Raw genomic sequence first — 16,782 nt, forward strand, 5'->3', positions numbered from 1 at the left:
CAGAGGTTGTCGAGCAGCGAGAACCCTGCAACGGGAGGTATGTGCAGGCCACAGCGCCGGCCCATGACTCAGACACCCACAGTCCGGACCCCCGCGCCGGGGCAGGCCCACGCCCGGTTCACCGTTCCGGCCAAACACCCCATGGTGATGGTCCTCGGATCGGGCGACGCCCTGCTCCGTGTGGTCGAGAAGGCGTTCCCCGAGGTGGACATCCATGTCCGGGGAAACGAGATCAGCGCGGCGGGCGGCGCGGCGGACGTCGCGCTCGTCCAGCGCCTGTTCGACGAGATGATGCTGGTGCTCCGCACCGGTCAGCCGATGACGGAGGACGCGGTGGAACGTTCCATTGCCATGCTCAGGGCGAGCGAGAACGGCGGTGCGGACGGTCCCGAGACCCCCGCCGACGTGCTCACGCAGAACATCCTTTCCAGCCGTGGCCGGACGATCCGCCCCAAGACGCTCAACCAGAAGCGGTACGTCGACGCGATCGACAAGCACACGATCGTCTTCGGCATCGGCCCCGCCGGTACGGGCAAGACGTACCTCGCCATGGCCAAGGCGGTCCAGGCGCTCCAGTCCAAGCAGGTCAGCCGGATCATCCTGACCCGGCCCGCCGTCGAGGCGGGGGAGCGGCTCGGCTTCCTGCCCGGCACGCTGTACGAGAAGATCGACCCGTATCTGCGCCCGCTCTACGACGCGCTGCACGACATGCTCGACCCCGACTCGATCCCCCGGCTGATGGCGGCGGGCACGATCGAGGTCGCGCCGCTGGCCTACATGCGCGGCCGGACGCTGAACGACGCCTTCATCATCCTGGACGAGGCGCAGAACACCAGCACGGAACAGATGAAGATGTTCCTGACGCGGCTCGGCTTCGACTCGAAGATCGTCATCACCGGCGACGTCACCCAGGTCGACCTGCCGGGCGGCACCAAGAGCGGTCTGCGCCAGGTCCAGGACATCCTGGACGGTGTGGAGGATGTGCATTTCTCCCGGCTCACGTCCCAGGATGTCGTACGGCACAAGCTCGTCGGCCGTATCGTCGACGCGTACGAGCGGTACGACAACGAAAACGGGAAGTAGAGCAGCAGCGCACCATGTCGATCGACGTCAACAACGAGTCAGGTACCGAGGTCGACGAGCAGGCGATCCTCGACATCGCCCGCTACGCGCTCACCAGGATGCGTATCCACCCCCTCTCCGAACTCTCGGTGATCGTGGTGGACGACGCGGCGATGGAGCAACTGCACATCCAGTGGATGGATCTGCCGGGCCCCACCGATGTCATGTCCTTCCCGATGGACGAGCTGCGTCCGCCGGTCAAGGACGACGAGGAGCCCCCGCAGGGGCTCCTCGGTGACATCGTGCTCTGCCCGGAGGTGGCGAAGCAGCAGGGCGAGGAGGCCCCGACGCAGCACACCATGGACGAGGAGCTGCAACTGCTCACCGTGCACGGCGTCCTGCACCTGCTCGGCTACGACCACGAAGTGCCCGAGGAGAAGGCCGAGATGTTCGGGCTCCAGGCCGCGATCGTGGACGGCTGGCGGGCCGAACAGGGGCTGACGGGTCCGTCCCCCGCGCCGACCGTCTCGTGACCGCGCAACTGATCGCCGGCGCGGTCGCCCTGGTCGTCGTCGCCTGGCTGGCGGCGTCCGCCGAGGCGGGCCTCGCCCGCGTCTCCAGCTTCCGGGCCGCCGAGGCGGTGCGCTCGGGCCGCCGGGGCGCGGCGAAGCTCGCGCAGGTCGCCGCCGACCCGACCCGCTATCTGAACGTGGCCCTGCTGGTGCGGGTCGCCTGCGAGATGGCGGCCGGGGTGCTGGTCACCTATGTCTGCCTGGAGGAGTTCCGGGAGACCTGGGCGGCGCTCCTCGTCGCCATCTGTGTGATGGTCCTCGTCTCCTATGTCGCGGTAGGCGTCTCGCCGCGCACCATCGGCCGCCAGCACCCGCTGAACACGGCCACGGCCTCCGCGTACGTCCTGCTGCCGCTGGCCCGCGTGATGGGCCCCGTCCCGCAGCTGCTGATCCTCCTCGGCAACGCGCTGACCCCCGGGAAGGGCTTCCGCAAGGGCCCGTTCGCCAGCGAGGCCGAACTGCGCGCGATGGTCGACCTCGCCGAGGCCGAGTCCCTCATCGAGGACGACGAGCGCCGGATGGTGCACTCCGTCTTCGAGCTGGGCGACACGCTCGTACGGGAGGTCATGGTCCCGCGCACGGACCTGGTCGCCATCGAGCGCTCCAAGACGATCCGTCAGGCGCTCACGCTCGCGCTGCGCTCGGGCTTCTCGCGCATCCCCGTCACCGGGGAGAACGAGGACGACATCGTCGGCATCGTCTACCTCAAGGACCTGGCGCGCAAGACGCACATCAACCGCGACTCCGAGGCCGACCTGGTCTCCACGGCGATGCGCCCCGCCGCCTTCGTGCCCGACACGAAGAACGCGGGCGACCTGCTGCGCGAGATGCAGCAGGAGCGCAGCCATGTCGCCGTCGTCATCGACGAGTACGGCGGCACGGCGGGCATCGTCACGATCGAGGACATCCTGGAGGAGATCGTCGGCGAGATCACCGACGAGTACGACCGCGAGCTGCCGCCCGTGGAGGAGCTGGGCGACGGCTCCTACCGGGTCACGGCCCGGCTGGACATCGGTGACCTCGGCGACCTGTTCGGACTCGACGAGTACGACGACGAGGACGTCGAGACGGTCGGCGGGCTGCTGGCGAAGGCGCTGGGCCGGGTCCCGATCGCCGGGGCCAGCGCCGAGGTCGCCCTCCCCGACGGCCGGACGCTGCGGCTGACCGCCGAATCCCCGGCCGGCCGCCGCAACAAGATCGTCACGGTCCTGGCCGAGCCGGTGCGCGAGGAGGCCGCGGCGTCATGACGGGCGGCGCACTGACGGCGACGGCGGTGCGCGCGTACTGCCTCGGGCTCAACGGGACCTCCGAGGAGGTCCCGTTCCCGCGCAACCCGGGACTCACGGTCTTCAAGGTCGGCGGCAAGATCTTCGCCTTCTGCGCCCCGGAAGAACGGCCGCTGAAAATCTCCCTCAAGTGCGACCCCGACGACGCGATCCGACTGCGGGAGACCCACCCTGCGATCGTCCCGGGCTGGCACCTCAACAAGCGCCACTGGAACACGGTGACGGTCGGCGGGCTGCCCGCCCGGATGGTGCGCGAGCTGATCGAGGACTCGTACGACCTGGTGGTGGCGGGCCTGCCGAAGGCGGAGCGCCTCCGGCTCGACCGGCCCTGACGGCGCAGCCCCACCGCCACCAGCAGCGCCGCCGCCACGACGATCGAAGCGTCGATCGCCGGCACCCCCAGCAGCGGAATGTCGATGGTCATCCCGACCTGCTGGGTGGTCGTGACCAGCCCCGTCGCGAGCCCCTGCTCCCCGGGCGAGGCCGGCCTGCCCGACGGGGGCGGCCGGCGCCGTACCCCCGGGCTGCACCGTGAGGAGGTGGCCGTCCTCGCGGGCGTCGGCGCCTCCTGGTACCAGTGGCTGGAGCAGGGCCGGGACATCACCGTATCGCCGCAGGTCCTGGACTCGGTGGCGCGCGTGCTCCGGCTCAACAGCGCGGAACTGCGCCATCTCTACGCCCTCGCCGGGCTGAACCCGCCCCCGCCGCGGGCGGACCCCTCGGCGCTCGGCATGTGCCACGGGCTGCGGCGGCTGATCGACGCCTGGATGCCGTTCCCGGCGAACATTCTGGACACGTACTGGAACGTCGTCATGTACAACGACGCGGCCACCAGCGTGCTCGGTATGCGCCCGGAGATGCCCCAGAACTGCCTGATCGCCTTCTTCACCGACCCCGTCTACCGCACCCGGGCCGCGCACTGGGCCGGGGTGGCGCCGGAGATGGTCGCCCAGTTCCGCGCGGCGTGCTCGGACGGAGTTCGCCCGGCTCTGGGAGCGGCGGGACGTCCAGCCGGCCGGACCGGTCCCCAAGGAGCTGGAGCACCCCGTCGTCGGCACGCTGTTCCTGGAGTCGACCCAGCTGCGGATCCCGGCCAGGCCCGACCTCACCGTCGTCCTGCACAACGCGCTGCCCGAGGCGGACACGGCGGCCAAGCTGGCCTGGCTGGCCTCGCCGGAGGGCCGGCGCGGCTCGATGTACCCGGTCGCGGGCTGATCTCCCGTACACGTGGGCCCTCCGCGGGGCCGCCGCACGGCCTGCCTATGCTCGGCACATGACGCAGAGCACCGACCCCGCCACCGGCCTCGACCCCGAGGACCGCAAGATCATCACCCTCGCCCGCAGCGCCCGCGCCCGCAACGGCGTACCGGAGGGTGCGGCCGTACGGGACGAGACCGGACGTACGTATGTCGCGGGCACCGTGGAGCTGGACTCCCTCAAGCTCAGCGCGCTGCGCACCGCCGTCGCCATGGCCGTCGCCAGCGGCGCCACCTCGCTGGAGGCGGCCGCCGTCGTCACCGCCGAGTCCGGCGCTTCGGACGAGGACCGCGCGGCCGTACGCGATCTCGGCGGCCCCGGCACACCGGTCCTGGTGGCGGGCCCGGACGGCAGCCTGACGGTCACGGTCACGGCCGGCTGAGGGGCGGCGGCCCTGCGGCCGGCGGCGGTCGCACGGCGGCCCTGCGGCGGCCCGGGGCGGTCGGCTGGTAGGCGGCGGGTAAACGATCGGGGAGAATGGGCGCCATGAGCGCTCGTACCTCCTCTCCCGAGACTTCTCCCGAGACAGCCGAAGCCCCCCACCGGGCCGGCTTCGCCTGCTTCGTCGGTCGCCCGAACGCGGGCAAGTCCACCCTCACGAACGCTCTGGTCGGCCAGAAGGTGGCCATCACCTCGAACCGGCCGCAGACCACGCGGCACACCGTCCGGGGCATCGTGCACCGGCCCGAGGCGCAGCTGATCCTGGTCGACACCCCGGGCCTCCACAAGCCGCGCACGCTGCTCGGTGAGCGGCTGAACGATGTCGTGCGGACGACCTGGGCCGAGGTCGACGTGATCGGCTTCTGCCTGCCCGCGAACGAGAAGCTCGGCCCCGGCGACCGGTTCATCATCAAGGAACTGGCCGCGATCAAGAAGACGCCGAAGATCGCCGTCGTCACCAAGACGGACCTGGTCGACTCCAAGACCCTGGCTGAGCAGCTCATCGCGATCGACCAGATCGGCAGGGAACTCGGCATGGAGTGGGCCGAGATCGTCCCCGTCTCCGCCGTCGGCGACCAGCAGGTCGGTCTGCTCGCGGACCTGCTGGTCCCGCTGCTCCCGCAGAGCCCGCCGCTCTACCCGGAGGGCGACCTCACCGACGAGCCGGAGCAGGTCATGGTGGCCGAGCTGATCCGCGAGGCGGCGCTGGAGGGCGTACGGGACGAGCTGCCGCACTCGATCGCGGTCGTGGTCGAGGAGATGCTCCCGCGCGAGGACCGCCCGGCGGACCGGCCGCTGCTCGACATCCACGCGAACGTCTATATCGAGCGGCCCAGCCAGAAGGGCATCATCATCGGCCCCAAGGGCAAGCGCCTCAAGGAGGTCGGGACGAAGTCCCGCAAGCACATCGAAGCGCTCCTGGGGACGCCGGTCTTCCTGGACCTGCACGTCAAGGTCGCCAAGGACTGGCAGCGCGATCCCAAGCAGCTGCGCAAGCTGGGGTTCTGACCGTTCCTGACCGTTCCTGACCGGTTCTTCAGGGCCCGGCGGCGCTCCTCCGGGCCCCGCGGCGGCGCCCTCCGGGTCCTACGCGCCTTCCTTGAGCACCCGGGAGATCAGCGCGCGCTGGGCGTCGGTCAGCCGGGGGTCGGCGCAGTGGAACGTGTGCTCGTCGATCGTGATCCGGTAGCTGAAGCCGTCCGGCACACCCGAGGGCGGGGCGGCCTGGCTGTCCGCCTCCGCCCGTTCGGCCAGCTCCCGCCAGACCTCGGCGTCGGGCAGATCCGTCGTGTCGACCTCCGACCTGCGCTCGATGCCCGCGAAACCGCCTGTGCGCCGTACTTGGATACGCATGGTCCTGTTCTAGTACGTGAAGGGCGGCGGCGGTAGCCGCCGCCCGTGCCGTGGGCCGTGCCGTCGGCCGTCCGCGTTACGCCGTGGCCACCCCGACCTGGGACCACGCCTTGGTCACGGCCTCCAGCTCCGCCGCGTCACCGAAGCGCGCCCGCGCCGCCGCGAGCGTCAGCCGGGCGAAGTCGGCGAAGTCCGCGTCGATCTCCAGCTCGCCGCCGGTCAGCACGTCGAACCAGACCTGGCCCGCCCGCTCCCACGCCTTTCCGCCCAGCTGGGTGGCGAACAGATAGAACGCGTGGTTCGGGATGCCGGAGTTGATGTGGACCCCGCCGTTGTCACGGCTCGTCCGTACGTAGTCCTTCATCGTGGCGGGCTGCGGATCCTTGCCGAGCACGTCGTCGTCGTACGCCGTGCCCGGGGCCTTCATGGAGCGCAGGGCGACCCCGCTGACGCCCGGGGCGAGCAGGCCCTCGCCGATCAGCCAGTCGGCCTGTTCGGCGGTCTGGTCCAGGGTGAACTGCTTGACCAGCACGCCGAAGACGTCCGACACCGACTCGTTGAGCGCGCCGGACTGGCCGTAGTAGGCGAGATTGGCCGTGTACTGGGTGAGGCCGTGGGTCAGCTCGTGGCCGATCACGTCGACCGGGATGGTGAAGTCGAGGAAGACCTCCCCGTCACCGTCCCCGAACACCATCTGCTCGCCGTCCCAGAAGGCGTTGTTGTAGTCCCGGTCGTAGTGCACGCTGGCGATCAGCGGCAGCCCGGCGCCGTCCAGCGAGTCACGTGCGTACGCGCTCAGCAGCAGCTCGAAGGTGGCGCCGAGCCCGGCGTACGCGCGGTTGACCGTGGCGTCCTGGCCGGGCTGGTCGCCCTCGCCGCGGACCTTCTTGCCCGGCAGCGCGGTGCCGTGCTCACAGTCGTGGATCGTGCGGTCGGGCTTTCCGGTGGCGGCCGGGTCCTGCCCGGCGGACTCGGTGAGCACCCGCGGGCCGACCGCCGTCAGCCGGCGGCGGGTGCGCTGCGCCGAGTCCGCCTCCAGGGTGCGGCGGGCGGGCCCGGAGATCGCGGGATCCTCGGCCTGCGCGAGCTTGTCGAGTACGTGCGGCGGCACGATGGCGCAGAAAACGGGAGCGGTGACGGGAGAGATGGCGTCCATGGCAACCAATGTGGCACTCCGTGGAATCCCTGTCACCCATTGCGACCAAGGTTGCTGAAATAGAGTGATCCGTCGCCCCTGGACGGTTAAGACCTCACTCTCCGTACAGAGGGCCGCGCCCGGCTCGCGGCGGCCGGTCCCGCATGCTGATACGGGCCCGCGCGGACCGGACGCCTCGGTTACGCTACTGAGCATCATGCGTTTCGGGCTGCTTCTCCTTAGCTGCCGCGGCGAGGGCCTGTAGTCGTAGGCCGACCCCCTCCCCGCGGAGTTTGGCGTTGCGGTGATCACGCCCCGTCGGCCGTTCCAGCGGACAGTACGAGGAGCCCCACGCAATGTCTGATTCTTCCGTAGGCCGCCCCACGCCCGTCACCAACGCGACCCACACCCAGAAGCCCTCCGGGATGCCGATCCACAAGTACGGCCCGTACGAGGCCGTCGCCATCCCCGACCGCGGCTGGCCGGAAAACCGGATCACCACCGCCCCCCGCTGGCTCTCCACCGATCTGCGCGACGGCAACCAGGCTCTGATCGACCCGATGTCGCCGGCCCGCAAGCGCGAGATGTTCGACCTGCTGGTGCGCATGGGCTACAAGGAGATCGAGGTCGGCTTCCCGGCCTCCGGCGAGACCGACTTCGCCTTCGTGCGGTCGATCATCGAAGAGGGCGCGATCCCCGAGGACGTGACGATCTCCGTCCTGACCCAGGCCCGCGAGGAGCTGATCGAGCGCACCGTCGAGGCGCTGCGCGGCGCCCACCGCGCCACCGTGCACCTCTACAACGCCACCGCCCCCACCTTCCGCCGGGTCGTCTTCCGCGGCACGCGCGAGCAGGTCAAGCAGATCGCCGTGGACGGCACCCGGCTGGTGATGGAGTACGCGGAGAAGATCCTCGGCCCGGAGACGACCTTCGGCTACCAGTACAGCCCGGAGATCTTCACCGACACCGAGCTGGACTTCGCGCTGGAGGTCTGCGAGGCCGTCATGGACGTCTGGCAGCCCGAGGCCGGCCGCGAGATCATCCTCAACCTGCCCGCCACGGTGGAGCGGTCCACGCCATCCACGCACGCGGACCGCTTCGAGTGGATGTCGCGCAACCTCTCCCGCCGCGAGCACGTCTGCCTGTCCGTGCACCCGCACAACGACCGGGGCACGGCCGTGGCCGCCGCCGAGCTGGCGCTGATGGCCGGTGCCGACCGTGTCGAGGGCTGCCTGTTCGGCCAGGGCGAGCGCACCGGCAACGTCGACCTGGTGACGCTGGGCATGAACCTCTTCTCGCAGGGCGTCGACCCGCAGATCGACTTCTCGCAGATCGACGAGATCCGTCGTACCAGCGAGTACTGCAACCAGATGGAGATCCACCCGCGCCACCCCTACGCGGGCGATCTGGTCTACACGTCCTTCTCCGGCTCCCACCAGGACGCCATCAAGAAGGGCTTCGACGCGCGGGAGGCCGACGCCGCCGAGCGGGGCAGGACCGTCGACGAGATCGAGTGGGCCGTGCCGTACCTGCCGATCGACCCGAAGGACGTCGGCCGGTCCTACGAGGCGGTCATCCGGGTCAACTCGCAGTCCGGCAAGGGCGGGATCGCGTACGTCCTGAAGAACGACCACAAGCTGGACCTGCCGCGCCGGATGCAGATCGAGTTCTCCCGCATCATCCAGGCCAAGACCGACGCCGAGGGCGGCGAGGTCACGCCCGGCCAGATCTGGTCGGCCTTCCAGGACGAGTACCTGCCCAACCCGGACAACGCCTGGGGCCGGCTCCAGCTGCGCTCCGGCCAGACCACGACCGACACGGACGGCCGCGACACGCTGACCGTGCAGGCCGCGGTGGACGGCGAGGAGACGACGCTGAGCGGCACCGGCAACGGTCCGATCTCGGCCTTCTTCGAGGCGCTGGCCGAGGTCGGGGTGGACGCCAGGCTGCTGGACTACCAGGAGCACACGATGAGCGAGGGCGCGAGCTCCCAGGCCGCCTCGTACATCGAGTGCGCGATCGACGGCAAGGTCCTGTGGGGGATCGGAATCGACGCGAACACCACGCGTGCGTCGCTGAAGGCCGTCATCTCCGCGGTGAACCGGGCGACCCGCTGACCTGAGGCTTTACCCCGGACCACACGAGCCCCGCCCGCCACTTCGGTGGGCGGGGTTCAGCCATGTCGTGGCGAACTGACGCCATGGTGCTGACGCCACGCCGAAGATGTGGCTAACATCACGTCAACGCGGCAATGATGCCGGAGCGTTACGGAGGTGCGCGACGTGCTGCCAACCCAACGATCAAGCGGCCGGAAAATGCGCGTCTGCGGCATTCGCACGTCGTGGAACACCGTCGGTGACGGGGAGTTCTTCTGCCCCGACTGCGGTGGCGACCGCAACTACCGCCGCCGCACGGGCCGTCGCCGGTTCACCGTCCTCGGTATCCCGCTGCTCCCGCGCGGCGTCGCCGGACCGGTGGTCGAATGCGCGGCCTGCCACGCCCACTTCGGCATGGACGTCCTGGACCACCCCACCACGATCCGCTTCTCCGCGATGCTGCGCGACGCCGTCCACACGGTCGCCCTCGCGGTCCTCGCGGCCGGCGGCACCTCGTCCCGTACGGTCAGGGAGACCGCCGTCCTGACCGTACGCGCGGCCGGATTCGAGGACTGCACGGAGGACCGGCTGACGGACCTGGTCGAGGCGCTCGCCGCGGACACCGGCCGGTTCATCGTCGAGCCGGGCCCGTGCGGCGCGGCGCTCGCCATCGAGCTGCACGAAGCGCTGGAGCCGCTCGCCCCCCACCTGGCACCGGCCGGCCGGGAGTCGATCCTCCTCCAGGGCGCCCGGATCGCCCTGGCCGACGGCGCCTACAGCCCACCGGAGCGCGAGGTGCTGTCCACGGTCGGCGGCGCGCTCCAGCTGCGGGCGGACGACACGGAGCGGCTGCTGGCGGCGGCGGGCACCTTCTCGTGAGCGGCGGGGCGGCCGGGGACCGCCGCGCGGCGCGGGTGCGGGCGCGGGTGCGGGACAATGAAGCCCATGAGTCTGTTCCGGGACGACGGCGTCGTACTGCGCACTCAGAAGCTCGGTGAGGCCGACCGCATCATCACGCTTCTGACCCGCGGCCATGGCCGTGTCCGCGCCGTCGCCCGGGGGGTGCGGCGGACGAAGTCCAAGTTCGGGGCGCGGCTGGAGCCGTTCTCCCACGTCGACGTGCAGTTCTTCGCGCGGGGGAGCGAGCTGATCGGACGGGGGCTGCCGCTGTGCACCCAGGGCGAGACCATCGCTCCGTACGGTGGCGGCATCGTGACCGACTACGCCCGCTACACCGCGGGCACCGCCATGCTGGAGACGGCGGAACGATTCACCGATCACGAGGGCGAGCCGGCCGTGCAGCAGTATCTGCTGCTCGTCGGCGGCCTGCGCACCCTGGCGCGCGGGGAGCACGCGCCGCATCTGATCCTGGACGCCTTTCTGCTGCGCTCGCTGGCCGTCAACGGGTACGCGCCCAGCTTCGACGACTGCGCGAAGTGCGGGCTCCAGGGCCCCAACCGCTTCTTCTCGGTCGGGGCGGGCGGGGTCGTGTGCGGGGACTGCCGGGTGCCCGGCAGCGTCGTACCCTCTGCTGAGGCCGTCGGACTGCTCAGCGCGCTGCTGACGGGGGACTGGCAGACGGCCGACGCGTGCGAGGCGCGACATGTCAGGGAGGGCAGCGGGCTGGTGTCCGCCTATCTGCACTGGCATCTGGAGCGCGGCCTGCGCTCACTCAGATACGTAGAGAAGAACTAGGAGACGAGAAGCGCATGGCACGACGCGGAATCCTGGGGCGTTCCCGCCGCGAGTACAAGACGCCGGAACCGCATCCCTCCGGCGCTGTTCCGCCGAGGATCCAGAGCGAGCTGGTGCCCAAGCACGTGGCCGTCGTCATGGACGGCAACGGACGCTGGGCCAAGGAGCGCGGGCTGCCGCGCACCGAGGGGCACAAGGTGGGCGAGGGCGTCGTCCTCGACGTGCTCAAGGGCTGCCTGGAGATGGGCGTCAAGAACCTGTCCCTGTACGCGTTCTCCACCGAGAACTGGAAGCGGACGCCCGACGAGGTGCGCTTCCTGATGAACTTCAACCGCGATGTCATCCGGCGCCGCCGCGACGAGATGAACGAGCTGGGGATCCGGATCCGCTGGGTCGGCCGGATGCCCAAGATGTGGAAGTCCGTCGTCCAGGAGCTTCAGGTCGCGCAGGAGCAGACCAAGGACAACGACGCCATGACGCTCTACTTCTGCGTCAACTACGGCGGCCGCGCTGAGATCGCGGACGCGGCGCAGGCGCTCGCCGCCGATGTCGCGGCCGGCAAGCTCGACCCGTCCAAGGTCAACGAGAAGACGTTCGCCAAGTACCTCTACTACCCGGACATGCCGGACGTGGATGTCTTCCTACGGCCGAGCGGTGAGCAGCGTACGTCCAACTACCTGCTCTGGCAGAGCAGTTACGCCGAGATGGTCTTCCAGGACGTGCTGTGGCCCGACTTCGACCGGCGCGATCTGTGGCGGGCGTGCCTGGAGTACGCCTCCCGCGACCGCCGCTTCGGCGGCGCGCTGCCCAACGAGGACTCCCAGGGGGACGTGGCGGAGCAGGACGAGCTGGAGGAGCGGGCTGAGCCGCCTTCGGAGGCTCCGCGGGGCTGAGCGGCGCCGTCTCCTCGTATCGCCGGACGGGCCGGGCCTGACATCGGCCGGCCGTCCGGCGAAGCGAGAGCAGCGTCAGTTCTTCGCGGCTCTCTCCGCGCACTCCGCGCACGTGCCGAAGATCTCCACCGTGTGGGCCACTGCCACGTAGCCGTGCTGCGCGGCGACCGTCTCGGCCCACTGCTCCACCGCGGGGCCCTCGACCTCGACGGCCTTCCCGCAGACCCGGCAGACCAGATGGTGATGGTGGTCGCCGGTCGAGCAGCGCCGGTAGACCGACTCGCCGTCGTTCGTGCGCAGTACGTCGACCTCGCCGGCGTCGGCGAGGGACTGGAGGGTGCGGTAGACCGTGGTCAGACCGACCGAGTCGCCGCGGTGCTTGAGCATGTCGTGAAGCTCCTGCGCACTGCGGAACTCGTCCACCTCGTCGAGCGCCGCCGCCACCGCGGCACGCTGACGGGTCGATCGGCCGCGGACGGGGGCCGCGCTCGATCCACTGCTGGGCGCAGTCGTCACAGGTGCCTCCTTGCCTCTGCCCGTCGTCATCCGTCGGGCGTTACCCGCTTACGTCGGGCCATTGTGCCAGCTCGCGCTCAGACCGTTACCTCGTCCGTGGGTCGCCGCGCGGCCGGTACGTCCACGTCCGGCGGGTGGCCCGCCGCCCGCAGCGCGCGGGCCCGTCGCGCGGCCAGCGGCGCGGCGAGCGCGGTCAGCAGCACGAAGACGCCGATGGCGATGAGCACGATCGTCGCGCCGGGGGGTACGTCCTGGTAGTACGAGGTGACCGTACCGGCCAGCGTCACGGCCGTACCGATCACGACGGCGAGTACGAAGGTCACCACGAAGGACCGGGTGATCTGCTGCGCCGCCGCCACCGGCACCACCATCAGCGCGCTGACCAGCAGCAGCCCCACGACCCGCATGGCGACGGTCACGGTCACCGCGGCCGTCACGGCGATCAGCAGGTTCAGGGTGCGCACCGGCAGCCCGGTGACCCGGGCGAACTCCTCGTCCTGGCTCACCGCGAAGAGCTGCCTGCGCAGTCCCACCGTCACCAGCATCACGAAGGCGGCCAGCAGCGAGATCGCGGTCACGTCGGAGGGCGAGACCGTCGACAGGGAGCCGAAGAGATAGGTGCTGAGGTTGGCGTTGGAGCCGTTCGGCGCGAGGTTGATCAGCAGGACGCCGCCCGCCATGCCGCCGTAGAAGAGCATCGCGAGCGCGATGTCGCCGCGGGTGCGGCCGTACGCCCTGATCAGCTCCATCGTGACGGCGCCGGCCACCGAGACCAGCGTGGCCACCCACACGGGGCTCCAGGAGAGCAGGAAGCCGAGCCCGACCCCGGTCATCGCGACGTGGCCGATGCCGTCGCCCATCAGCGCCTGGCGGCGCTGGACGAGGTAGATGCCGACGGCGGGGGCGGTGATGCCGACCAGGACGGCCGCTATCAGCGCCCGCTGCATGAAGGGGGTCTGAAGTATTTCCATGGTCAGCTCAGCAGTCCGGTACGGAGCGGCTCGCCGGCCGCGTGGGGGTGACAGCTCGAATCGGTCAAGGGCTCGGGGCCGTGGCCGGGCGGGGCGTGCCGGCCGACGGCCCTGGGCGGCGGACCGTCGTGGGTCACACAGCCGTCGCGCAGCACCACCGCCCGGTCGATGAGCGGCTCCAGCGGGCCCAGCTCGTGCAGGACCAGCAGGACGGTCGTACCGGCCGCCACCTGCTCGCGCAGGGTCGCCGCGAGGATCTCCTGGCTGGCCAGGTCGACGCCCGCCATCGGCTCGTCCATGATCAGCAGCTCGGGTTCGGCGGCGAGCGCCCTGGCTATCAGCACGCGCTGGTGCTGGCCGCCCGACAGGGCGCCCACGGAGTCCTTGGCGCGGTCGGCCAGGCCCACCAGCTCGATGGCACGCTGGACGGCCGCCCGATCGGCCTTGGAGGGCCATCCCAGGCGTGTACGGGAGAGCCGGCCGGAGGAGACGACCTCGCGTACGGTCGCGGGCACCCCGCTCGCTGCCGTGGTGCGCTGCGGTACGTAGCCGACGCGGGCCCAGTCGCGAAAGCGCCGCAGCGGGGTGCCGAACAGCGCGATCTCGCCGCTCGCCAGCGGCACCTGGCCGATCACCGAGCGCACGGCGGTGGACTTGCCGGAGCCGTTGGCGCCGAGCAGCGCGACGACCTCACCGGGGCGCACGGTGAGGTCGATGCCGCGCAGCACGGGGCGCGCGCCGAGCGTGGCGGTGGCGCCGCGCAGCGAGATGACCGGCGCCGGGCGCGGACCGGGCTCCTGGGGTTCCACCGTCTGTGGGGCGTGGTCGCGCTCCACCGCTTCCGGGGCGTGTTCGCTCTTCGCCGTCGCCATGCCGGGCGCCTCCGATGCCGCTGTCAGATTCACTTCGCGCCGAGCGCCTTTCGCAGTGCCGCGAGGTTCGACCGCATGACCTCGACGTAGTCAGCGCCCTTCGACTTGTCCGTAATTCCCTCCAGCGGGTCCAGGACGTCGGTCTTCAGTCCTGAGTCCCCGGCGAGGGTCTTGGCGGTCTTGTCGCTGGCGAGCGTCTCGAAGAATACGGTGCTGACCTTGTCGCGCTTCGCGATGGTCTCCAGTTCCTTGACCCGGGCGGGGCTCGGCTCGGCCTCGGGGTCGATGCCGGCGATGGCCTCCTGCTCCAGGCCGTAGCGCTCGGCGAGGTAGCCGAAGGCGGCGTGGGTGGTGATGAAGGTCTTGGTGGAGGTGTCGGCGAGACCCTGCTCGAACGCGGTGTTCAGCCCGTCGAGCCTGGTGACCAGGGCGGCGGTGTTCTTCTTGTACGCGGCGGCGTGGTCCGGGTCGGCCTTCTCCAGGGCGGCGCCGACCCCCTTGGCGACCTCGGCGAACTTCACCGGGTCGAGCCAGATGTGCGGGTCGTTGCCGTCGGCGGAGGCTTCCTCGTCCTCGGCGGCGTGGGTCTCCTCGTCGGCGTGGTCGTCGTCGCCGTGCGCGTGCCCGGCCTCGGTGCCGTGCTTCTCCATCGTGGTCAGGGTGGTCGCGTCGACGGTGTTCTGCACACCGGACTGGGCGATGGCCTTGTCCACGGCGGGCTGGATGCCCTTGAGGTAGACGATCACATCGGCTTCGCCGAGCTGGGCGGTCTGCCGGGGCTTCAGCTCCAGGTCGTGCGGCTCCACGCCGGGCTTGGTGAGAGTGGTGACGGAGACATGGTCGCCGCCTATCTCCTGGGCCAGGAACTGCATGGGGTAGAACGACGCGGTCACCGCGAGCTTCCCCCCGCTCTTCGTGGCGGCGTCGGAGGAGGAGCAGGCGGACAGGGCCACCATCCCGAGCGCGACAGCTCCGGCGATGGTGGCGGTGGGTATCAGGCGTCGTACGTTCATGACAGTCATTTTCAACAAAAGTGGAAACGATTGTCAACAACAGGTCGGGAATGGCTTGTGAAGTGGGCGGGATGTCCGATACCCAGCACCGATTTGATCGAAGGGGTGCGCCCGCCGCTAATCTGAGTCATTCGCCGTTCGTCGTCGTCGTAATGAAGAGAGCACCGTGGCCGCCGACAAGATCGACAGCATCGTCAACCTGAGCAAGCGCCGTGGCTTCGTCTACCCGTGCAGTGAGATCTACGGTGGCCAGCGCGCCGCCTGGGACTACGGGCCGCTCGGAGTCGAGCTGAAGGAGAACCTCAAGCGTCAGTGGTGGCGTTACATGGTCACCTCGCGCGAGGACGTTGTCGGTATCGACTCATCGGTGATCCTCGCCACCGAGGTCTGGGAAGCGTCGGGCCACGTCGCGACCTTCACCGACCCGCTCACCGAGTGCACCTCCTGTCACAAGCGTTTCCGCGCCGACCACCTGGAAGAGGCGTACGAGGCCAAGCACGGCAAGGCCCCCGAGAACGGCCTCACCGACCTCAACTGCCCCAACTGTGGAAACAAGGGCACCTTCACCGAGCCCAAGCAGTTCTCCGGGCTGCTCTCCACGCACCTCGGCCCGACGCAGGACTCCGGGTCCGTCGCGTATCTGCGGCCCGAGACCGCGCAGGGCATTTTCACCAACTTCGCCCAGGTGCAGCAGACGTCCCGCAAGAAGCCGCCGTTCGGCATCGCGCAGATGGGCAAGTCCTTCCGGAACGAGATCACTCCGGGCAACTTCATCTTCCGCACGCGCGAGTTCGAGCAGATGGAGATGGAGTTCTTCGTCAAGCCGGGCGAGGACGAGCAGTGGCAGGAATACTGGATGGAGCAGCGCTGGAACTGGTACCGCGACCTGGGCCTCCGTGAGGAGAACATGCGCTGGTACGACCACCCGGCCGAGAAGCTCTCGCACTACTCCAAGCGCACCGCCGACATCGAGTACCGCTTCCAGTTCGGCGGCAGCGAGTGGGGCGAGCTGGAGGGTGTCGCCAACCGCACCGACTACGACCTCTCGGCGCACTCCAAGGCGTCCGGCCACGACCTGTCGTACTTCGACCAGGAGGCCGGCGAGCGCTGGACCCCGTACGTCATCGAGCCCGCCGCCGGTGTCGGCCGCGCGATGCTCGCCTTCCTCCTCGACGCGTACAACGAGGACGAGGCGCCCAACGCCAAGGGCGTGATGGAGAAGCGTGTCGTGATGCGCCTCGACCCGCGCCTCGCGCCGGTCAAGGTGGCCGTCCTGCCGCTCTCCCGCAACCCGCAGCTCTCGCCGAAGGCGAAGGGCCTCGCGACGGACCTGCGGCGCAACTGGAACATCGAGTTCGACGACGCGGGCGCCATCGGCCGCCGCTACCGCCGCCAGGACGAGATCGGCACGCCGTTCTGCGTCACGGTCGACTTCGACACCCTGGACGACAACGCGGTGACCGTGCGCGAGCGCGACACGATGAAGCAGGAGCGCGTCTCGCTGGACCAGATCCAGAGCTACCTGGGCGGCCGCCTGATCGGCTGCTGAACCGGCAGACGAGGCGGTGCCCCACCGGCACACGGGAAGGCCCCCGGTTCCGTTCCGACACGGAACCGGGG

17 protein-coding genes and 2 pseudogenes are annotated in these 16,782 nt (G+C 70.1%); 12 read left to right on the top strand and 7 right to left on the bottom strand.

What is annotated here, in order from left to right; translation table 11 throughout:
* The first annotated feature begins 63 nt into the window (after positions 1-63).
* Genes OG627_RS24065 through OG627_RS24080 form a run of 4 tightly spaced genes read left to right on the top strand, consistent with a single transcriptional unit; the run spans position 64 to position 3,252 of the window.
* Complete coding sequence (locus tag OG627_RS24065) at positions 64-1,083, top strand: PhoH family protein (protein ID WP_329068370.1); 1,020 nt, start codon at positions 64-66, stop codon at positions 1,081-1,083.
* Positions 1,084-1,097: 14 nt separating this feature from the next.
* Entirely contained in the window at positions 1,098-1,595 is a 498-nt protein-coding gene (gene ybeY / locus OG627_RS24070) for an rRNA maturation RNase YbeY (RefSeq protein WP_329068371.1), read from the top strand.
* On the top strand, positions 1,592-2,881 hold the full coding sequence (locus tag OG627_RS24075) for a hemolysin family protein (RefSeq protein ID WP_329068373.1): 1,290 nt from the start codon (positions 1,592-1,594) through the stop codon (positions 2,879-2,881). Before ybeY ends, OG627_RS24075 begins: the two co-directional genes overlap by 4 nt.
* 11 nt (positions 2,882-2,892) lie before the next feature.
* Positions 2,893-3,252, top strand: coding sequence for an MmcQ/YjbR family DNA-binding protein (locus OG627_RS24080; RefSeq protein WP_329072924.1), 360 nt, complete (start codon positions 2,893-2,895; stop codon positions 3,250-3,252).
* 2 nt (positions 3,253-3,254) lie between these two features.
* Here the strand turns inward: OG627_RS24080 and OG627_RS24085 are convergent.
* A pseudogene (locus OG627_RS24085) lies at positions 3,255-3,392 on the bottom strand (MFS transporter); the annotation flags it as partial.
* On the opposite strand from OG627_RS24085, the pseudogene OG627_RS24090 reads away from it, so the two are divergent.
* The 3 genes and pseudogenes from OG627_RS24090 to era all read left to right on the top strand — a co-directional run.
* Positions 3,391-4,135, top strand: a pseudogene (locus OG627_RS24090) (helix-turn-helix transcriptional regulator); the annotation flags it as partial. The pseudogenes OG627_RS24085 and OG627_RS24090 overlap by 2 nt on opposite strands.
* 58 nt (positions 4,136-4,193) lie before the next feature.
* On the top strand, positions 4,194-4,559 hold the full coding sequence (locus OG627_RS24095; RefSeq protein WP_329068375.1) for a cytidine deaminase: 366 nt from the start codon (positions 4,194-4,196) through the stop codon (positions 4,557-4,559).
* A 95-nt stretch (positions 4,560-4,654) separates the two neighbouring features.
* Positions 4,655-5,626, top strand: a complete 972-nt coding sequence (era, locus tag OG627_RS24100; protein ID WP_329068377.1) for a GTPase Era — start codon at positions 4,655-4,657, stop codon at positions 5,624-5,626.
* Between the two features lie 78 nt (positions 5,627-5,704).
* Here the strand turns inward: era and OG627_RS24105 are convergent, their stop codons facing one another.
* Entirely contained in the window at positions 5,705-5,971 is a 267-nt protein-coding gene (locus OG627_RS24105) for a protealysin inhibitor emfourin (RefSeq protein WP_329068379.1), read from the bottom strand.
* 76 nt (positions 5,972-6,047) lie between these two features.
* The gene (locus OG627_RS24110; RefSeq protein WP_329068381.1) at positions 6,048-7,127 is read right to left on the bottom strand and encodes a M4 family metallopeptidase; all 1,080 of its coding nucleotides are present in this window, start codon (positions 7,125-7,127) and stop codon (positions 6,048-6,050) included.
* A gap of 335 nt (positions 7,128-7,462) precedes the next feature.
* Between OG627_RS24110 and leuA the strand changes: the two genes are divergently transcribed.
* The 4 genes from leuA to OG627_RS24130 all read left to right on the top strand — a co-directional run bounded on the left by leuA (position 7,463) and on the right by OG627_RS24130 (position 11,790).
* Positions 7,463-9,223, top strand: a complete 1,761-nt coding sequence (leuA, locus tag OG627_RS24115) for a 2-isopropylmalate synthase (RefSeq protein ID WP_329068383.1) — start codon at positions 7,463-7,465, stop codon at positions 9,221-9,223.
* Positions 9,224-9,421: 198 nt separating this feature from the next.
* Entirely contained in the window at positions 9,422-10,081 is a 660-nt protein-coding gene (locus OG627_RS24120) for a TerB family tellurite resistance protein (protein WP_329072926.1), read from the top strand.
* Between the two features lie 66 nt (positions 10,082-10,147).
* Positions 10,148-10,897, top strand: coding sequence for a DNA repair protein RecO (gene recO / locus OG627_RS24125; protein WP_329068385.1), 750 nt, complete (start codon positions 10,148-10,150; stop codon positions 10,895-10,897).
* 14 nt (positions 10,898-10,911) lie between these two features.
* Complete coding sequence (locus OG627_RS24130) at positions 10,912-11,790, top strand: isoprenyl transferase (RefSeq protein ID WP_329068387.1); 879 nt, start codon at positions 10,912-10,914, stop codon at positions 11,788-11,790.
* Positions 11,791-11,865: 75 nt separating this feature from the next.
* Here the strand turns inward: OG627_RS24130 and OG627_RS24135 are convergent, their stop codons facing one another.
* The 4 genes from OG627_RS24135 to OG627_RS24150 all read right to left on the bottom strand — a co-directional run bounded on the left by OG627_RS24135 (position 11,866) and on the right by OG627_RS24150 (position 15,162).
* Positions 11,866-12,306, bottom strand: a complete 441-nt coding sequence (locus tag OG627_RS24135; RefSeq protein WP_329068388.1) for a Fur family transcriptional regulator — start codon at positions 12,304-12,306, stop codon at positions 11,866-11,868.
* Between the two features lie 77 nt (positions 12,307-12,383).
* A complete protein-coding gene (locus tag OG627_RS24140) occupies positions 12,384-13,277 on the bottom strand; it encodes a metal ABC transporter permease (RefSeq protein WP_329068391.1) in 894 nt (297 codons plus the stop codon).
* Positions 13,278-13,279: 2 nt separating this feature from the next.
* Positions 13,280-14,149, bottom strand: coding sequence for a metal ABC transporter ATP-binding protein (locus tag OG627_RS24145; protein WP_329068393.1), 870 nt, complete (start codon positions 14,147-14,149; stop codon positions 13,280-13,282).
* A gap of 29 nt (positions 14,150-14,178) precedes the next feature.
* Positions 14,179-15,162 carry a metal ABC transporter substrate-binding protein gene (locus tag OG627_RS24150; protein WP_329068395.1) on the bottom strand — a complete coding sequence of 328 codons (984 nt, stop codon included), beginning with the start codon at positions 15,160-15,162 and terminating at the stop codon, positions 14,179-14,181.
* Positions 15,163-15,328: 166 nt separating this feature from the next.
* On the opposite strand from OG627_RS24150, the gene OG627_RS24155 reads away from it, so the two are divergent.
* Positions 15,329-16,711: a glycine--tRNA ligase gene (locus OG627_RS24155; protein ID WP_114623637.1), complete on the top strand. Its 1,383-nt coding sequence runs from the start codon at positions 15,329-15,331 to the stop codon at positions 16,709-16,711.
* Positions 16,712-16,782 lie beyond the last annotated feature (71 nt).

The organism is Streptomyces sp. NBC_01429 (genome assembly GCF_036231945.1).
Classification (GTDB): Bacteria; Actinomycetota; Actinomycetes; order Streptomycetales; family Streptomycetaceae; genus Streptomyces.